General features: G+C 67.7%; 7 protein-coding genes. 1 reads left to right on the forward strand and 6 read right to left on the reverse strand.

The annotated features are described in order from the left end of the window. The coding region (ligD, locus tag AB4Y86_RS10840) for a non-homologous end-joining DNA ligase LigD (RefSeq protein ID WP_441402241.1) at positions 1-315 on the reverse strand (315 nt) is incomplete at its 3' end. Between the two features lie 40 nt (positions 316-355). Here ligD and ku point away from each other — a divergent pair. Beyond that, positions 356-1,396, forward strand: coding sequence for a non-homologous end joining protein Ku (gene ku / locus AB4Y86_RS10845; RefSeq protein ID WP_441402242.1), 1,041 nt, complete (start codon positions 356-358; stop codon positions 1,394-1,396). 42 nt (positions 1,397-1,438) lie between these two features. Here ku and AB4Y86_RS10850 read toward each other — a convergent pair whose 3' ends face one another. The 5 genes from AB4Y86_RS10850 to AB4Y86_RS10870 all read right to left on the reverse strand — a co-directional run. Continuing rightward, positions 1,439-1,726 (reverse strand): DUF7218 family protein, encoded by a 288-nt coding sequence (locus AB4Y86_RS10850; RefSeq protein ID WP_441402243.1) that lies wholly within the window; start codon positions 1,724-1,726, stop codon positions 1,439-1,441. Between the two features lie 2 nt (positions 1,727-1,728). Beyond that, a complete protein-coding gene (locus tag AB4Y86_RS10855; RefSeq protein WP_441402244.1) occupies positions 1,729-2,223 on the reverse strand; it encodes an SRPBCC family protein in 495 nt (164 codons plus the stop codon). Positions 2,224-2,895: 672 nt separating this feature from the next. Then, complete coding sequence (locus AB4Y86_RS10860) at positions 2,896-3,174, reverse strand: HPr family phosphocarrier protein (RefSeq protein WP_441402245.1); 279 nt, start codon at positions 3,172-3,174, stop codon at positions 2,896-2,898. 58 nt (positions 3,175-3,232) lie between these two features. Then, positions 3,233-5,290: a PTS fructose transporter subunit IIABC gene (locus AB4Y86_RS10865; RefSeq protein WP_441402246.1), complete on the reverse strand. Its 2,058-nt coding sequence runs from the start codon at positions 5,288-5,290 to the stop codon at positions 3,233-3,235. A 2-nt stretch (positions 5,291-5,292) separates the two neighbouring features. Continuing rightward, on the reverse strand, positions 5,293-5,560 hold a 268-nt coding region (locus tag AB4Y86_RS10870; RefSeq protein WP_441402247.1), incomplete at its 5' end, for a PfkB family carbohydrate kinase.

Here is a 5,560-nt window from a genome sequence, read left to right on the forward strand (position 1 = left end):
GTTGACCAGCGGGTACTGGATGGTGCGTTCCTTGTGGGTGATGGCGGCGCGCGGCACCCAGCCCGGCGCGGAGTGGTCCAGGTTCTTCTGGAAGAACATCTCGCCCGGCGCCCCGGCGGTCCCCACACCGTGGACCCAGCGCTTCCGGGTGGCGGGCCGGTTCGCCGCGGCGGGGATCAGGACCGGCGCCACCGCGGCGTAGTAGGCGAGGACATCGGCCTTGGTGGTCCCGGTGTCCGGGTACATGATCTTGTCCAGGTTGGTCAGCACCAGTTCCCGGCCGTCAACCCGCACGCGTTCCCTACTCTCAGCCAAAACACTTCACCTCCGTCCGGCTCTGGTGTTCACTTGAGCCATGAGAGCCATCTGGAAAGGCGCGATAGCGTTCGGGCTGGTCAACGTGCCGGTCAAGGTCTACAGCGCGACCGAGGACCACGACATCAGCCTGCATCAGGTCCATAACGCCGACGGCGGCCGGATCCGGTACCAGCGCCGGTGCGAGATCTGCAGCAAGATCGTCGACTACGAGGACATCGACAAGGCCTACGAGGACGATGGCCGCACGGTGATCCTCAGCCGCGACGAACTCAAGTCGATCCCTGCGGAGAACAGCCATGAGATCGAGGTGGTGCAGTTCGTGCCCGCCGAGCAGCTCGATCCGATGATGTTTGAGAAAAGCTACTACCTCGAGCCGGACGCCAAGTCGCCCAAGGCCTATGTGCTGCTGCGCCGCGCCCTGGAAGACACGGACCGGGTGGCGGTTGTGCAGTTCGCGCTGCGGGAAAAGACCCGGCTGGGGGCGCTGCGGATCCGCGGCGACGTGTTGGTGTTGCAGGGGCTGCTGTGGGCCGACGAGGTGCGCGAGGCGAGCTTCCCCGCGCTCGAAACCAGCGTCCGTATCTCGGCGCAGGAGCGGGAGATGTCCGCAGCCCTGGTGGACTCGATGGCGGCCGACTTCGAACCCGAGCAGTTCACGGACGACTACCAACTGCAGCTTCGGCAGCTGATCGACGCCAAGATCGAGCAGGGCGAGTCGCTGGACACGGAGGAGACCTTCGGTGCTCCGGCGGCGGAGGCGGGAACCGGTGAGGTGATCGACCTGATGGATGCGCTCAAACGCAGCATCGAGCGCAAACGCGGCGCGGCGTCCGGCGGCGTCGGGGTGAGCGACGGAGGCGGTGGCGCAGCCGGCAGCAAGGCGAAAACCGCTGCTACCAAGCCTGCTCCGAAAACCGCAACCAGGTCCACCGCGAAGACGGCCGCCGCGAAGACTCCCGCGGCGAAGTCCGCTGCTGCGAAGGCTCCCGCGGCGAAGACCGCTGCTGCGAAAACTTCCGCGGCGAAAACCAGCGCGTCCAAGGCGGCTGCCCCGAAGGAGGCACGCAAGGGTGCCTGAGCCCGTGCGCGGGTTCTTCGCCCGCGGGGCCGCCGCCATTGTTCAGGAATTCCGCAGAGCGGAGATCAGTTCGCCCTTTTTCTTGGCCGAGTAGCCTTTAAGGCCGATCTCCTTGGCCTTTGCCTTCAGCTGCGGCACGGTCCAGTCCTCGTAGTCGCCGGACTTGCCGCCCTTGCGGCCCACGGAGGAGCGGCCGCGCTTGGCTGCGGCGTTCGAAATGCGCGCTGCCTTTTGCTTCGACGCGCCATCCTCCAGCAGCGTTTCGTAGAGTTCGGGGTCCTTGATGCTCGGGCTTTCGGAACCCTGCGGCGCCCCCTTCTTGGTGGCCATGGCTACCGCGGTCCCTCGGCAGCGGGATCGACGTCGTCGACCTCGCCGCGGTCAACGGAGGAGCGCCACTCGCCGGTTTCGATGCCGCGTGACTCGATGAACTCTTTGAATCTGCCCAGGTCCGCGCTGACCTGCCGGCTGTCAGCACCCACGGCGGAACCGGCTTTTTCCAGCACGCCCTCGGGTTCCCACTCGAGTTCGACGTTGACGCGGCTGCGCTCGGAGCCGAGGGATTCAAAGGTGACGGTGCCGGCGTTGCGGGGTTTGTCCGCGCTGACCCAGGCGATCCTGCGGTCCGGGGTCTGCTCGGTGATCTGGGCCAGGAACTCGCGCCGCACGCCGGCGATGTCGGTGTGGAACTGGAGGGAAGTCTCGTCGATCTGCTCGACGGCTTCGACCCCCTTCATGAACTCGGGAAAGGTCTCGAACTGGGTCCACTGGTTGTACGCGGTGGATACCGGGACGTCGACTTCGATGCTCTCCTGCACGCTTGCCACGGGGTGATCTCCTTCGGGGCGGGGACGCGGTTCCTGCGGCAATCCATGCCGGCGCCGCGGTTCCAAACTATCGGCGCCTGCTGGCCGTGACAAGCATGCACATCACCGGCCCGTGAGCGTGGTGGTGCGGAGCGGGGCTGGTGGCAGTCGCACTTACGCGGTCCACCCGGACATGCCCTCCGGGCCGACCCGCGACTGGACATAGTGCCCATATGTCCACCAGCCGCGGCCAGGACTGGGCATGTCCCACGGGGTTGGCAACGGGGACTGGGCATGTCCCACCGGGCCGGCAACGAAGATTGAGCATGTCCTGCCAGGCTGGGAGGGTCCACCGGACATGCCCTCCGGGCCGACCCGTGACTGGACATAGTGCCTATATGTCCACCATTCGCGGCCAAGACTGGGCATGTCCCACGGGGCCGGCAGCGAAGATTGAGCATGTCCTGCCAGGCTGGGAGGGTCCACCGGACATGCCCTCCGGGCCGACCCGCGACTGGACATAGTGCCTATATGTCCACCAGCCGCGGCTGCGACCGGGCATGTCCCACCGCTTTGGCAGCGGCTTGGCATGTCCCACCGGGTTGGAGATGAAGATTGGGCATGTCCCTCGGGAACCGCGCAGGCCCGCCGCCCGAGAGGGGCGACGGGCCTGCGGCCGTGCAGGGGGTACTGCTATTCGGCGTCGTGGTCCGTCTCAAGGATCTGGACCAGGCGGTCGAGGGCGGCGTCGGCGCCRTCGCCCTCGGCCCGCAGCACCACAACCTCGCCGTGCGATGCGCCCAGGCTCATCAGCGACAGGATGCTGGCGGCGTCCATGGCCTCGTCCTCGGGTTCGCCGAGCCGCGCGATGGTGATGTCGAGATCGAACTCGCCTGCGGCCTCGGCGAAGATGGCGGCCGGGCGGGCATGCAGCCCCACGCGGCTGGCAATGGTGGCGTTACGTTCGGTCATTTCTGCTCCTTGAATTCAGCTTTGGATGATCAGCTTGGAAGGTCTGTCGCGGACCGGCTCAGACGGTTACGGGAACCGGTTCAACCGTATCAACGGTCTTCTTGACTGCCCAGCGCTTGAGCGCGATCACCGACAGGGCCGTGATCACGGTGCCCACGGCGATCGCGACGACGAACATCAGGAAGTTGTCGATCGCGAAGAAGACGAAGAGCCCGCCGTGCGGTGCCTTGGACCCGACGCCGGCCGCCATCGAGATGGCGCCGGTGACCGCACCGCCGAGCATGCTGGCGGGGATGACGCGCAGCGGGTCGGCGGCGGCGAAGGGGATGGCACCTTCGGAGATGAAGGAGGCTCCCAGCAACCACGCGGCTTTGCCGTTTTCACGTTCGGCCAGGCTGAAGCGCTGCTTGTCCAGCACCGTCGAGGCGAGGGCCATCGCCAGCGGCGGGACCATGCCGGCAGCCATGACCGCGGCCATGATCTGCCATGGCGCCTGGTTGTCCATGCTGGCGGCGCCCAGGCCTGCGACGGCGAAGGAGTAGGCGACTTTGTTGACCGGGCCACCGAGGTCGAAGCACATCATCAGGCCCAGGATCACACCGAGGGCGATCGCGCTGGCGCCGGTGAGGCCGGACAACCAGGTGTTCAGACCCTTGGTGATGGCAACGATCGGTCCGCCCAGGATGATGAACATCAGGCCGGAGGCGACCAACGAGGCCAGCAGCGGGATGATAACCACCGGCATCAAACCGCGCAGCCAACGGGCCACCTGGAGCCGGCCGATCACGAGCGCGATGTAACCGGCGAGCAGACCGCCGACGATGCCGCCCAGGAAGCCGGCGCCCATGAAGCCCGCGACGGCGCCTGCGACGAAGCCCGGTGCGATGCCCGGCCGGTCGGCGATGCCGTAGGCGATGTAGCCGGCCAGCGCCGGTACCAGGAAGCCCAGCGACAGCGCGCCGATCTTGAACAGCACGGCACCGAGGTAGGCGCCGAGCGGACCCCAGGCGTTGTCCGGAAACTCGGTGGGCAGGTTGAAGAGGCTGTTCTGGACCACGATGTTGTCCGCGTACTTGGTGATCAGGTAGCCGCCCATGAGGAAGCCGAGGGCGATCAGCAAGCCGCCGCCGGCGACGAACGGGATCATGTAACTGACGCCGGTGAGCAACGCCTTCTTAAGCTTCTGGCCGATGTGCTCGCCCTTTTCCTCGGCGTCGTGCTGGGCCTGTTCCTCGGCGCCGAAGTGCGGCACACGCCGGGCGTTGGGATTGTCGGCCGCGGCGAGGGCCTCCTGGACCATCTTCTCCGGCTCGTCGATGCCCCGCTTGACCGGGGCGTTGATGACCGGCTTGCCGGCGAACCGCTCCTTGCCGCGCACATCGACGTCGACGGCGAAGATGACGGCGTCGGCCGCGGCGATCACGGCCGGGTCCAGGGCCTTCGCTCCGGAGGAACCCTGGGTCTCCACTTGCAGGTCGACGCCCATTTCCTTGGCCGCCGCCACGAGGGAGTCGGCCGCCATGTAGGTGTGGGCGATGCCCGTGGGGCAGGCGGTGACGGCGACGAGCCGCTTCGTGCGCGGGGCGCCGGCTCCCGCGGCTGTAGCGCCGGCGGTGACCGGCGCGGCCGGCACGCTGGCTTCGGCCGGGGTGGCAGCGGCGGGTTTGTCAGCCAGGGCGGCTTCGACCAGTTCCACGACCTCGGCCTGCGAGGACGCGGCCCGCAGGGCTCCGGTGAAGTCCTTCTTGATCAGGGAGCGGGCCAGCCTGGACAGCAGCTTGAGGTGCTCCTGGTCCGCGCCCTCAGGTGCGGCGATGAAGAATACCAGGTCCGCCGGGCCGTCCTTGGCGCCGAAGTCGACCGGCTGGGACAGTCGGGCCATGGCCAGCGTCGGCTCCAGGACCGCCGTCGAGCGGCAATGCGGGATCGCGATGCCGCCCGGTACGCCGGTGGCGGTCTTCGACTCGCGGGCGAAGGCGTCGGCGAAGAGCCCCTCGACTTCGGTGGCGCGTCCGTTGGCCGCAACTCTGCCGGCCAGGTGCCGGATCACGTCTTCGGGCGAATTGCCCAGATTCTGGTCGAGCTCGACCAGTTCGGTAGTAATGAGCTGGGTCACTGTCAATCCTTCTTCAGGGCCGTGATGGTAACGGCATCGGGCGTGGTTTGGTGAACTGCCGGGACGGTGGAGCCCGGCAAGGAGGCAGCGGCGGCACCATGGGCCACCGCCTGACGCAGACAATCGGCCGGGGCGGCGCCCTGGTCGGAGGCGAGCAGGTAGCCGGCCAGCGAGGAATCGCCCGCGCCGACCGTGCTGACCGCCTTGACCGGCGGGTGCGTGGCCAGCCACGCGCCGTCGGCCGTTACAAGGACCGCACCCCTGGAACCG

Source organism: Arthrobacter sp. 2YAF22_2 (assembly GCF_052114645.1).
Classification (GTDB): Bacteria; Actinomycetota; Actinomycetes; order Actinomycetales; family Micrococcaceae; genus Arthrobacter.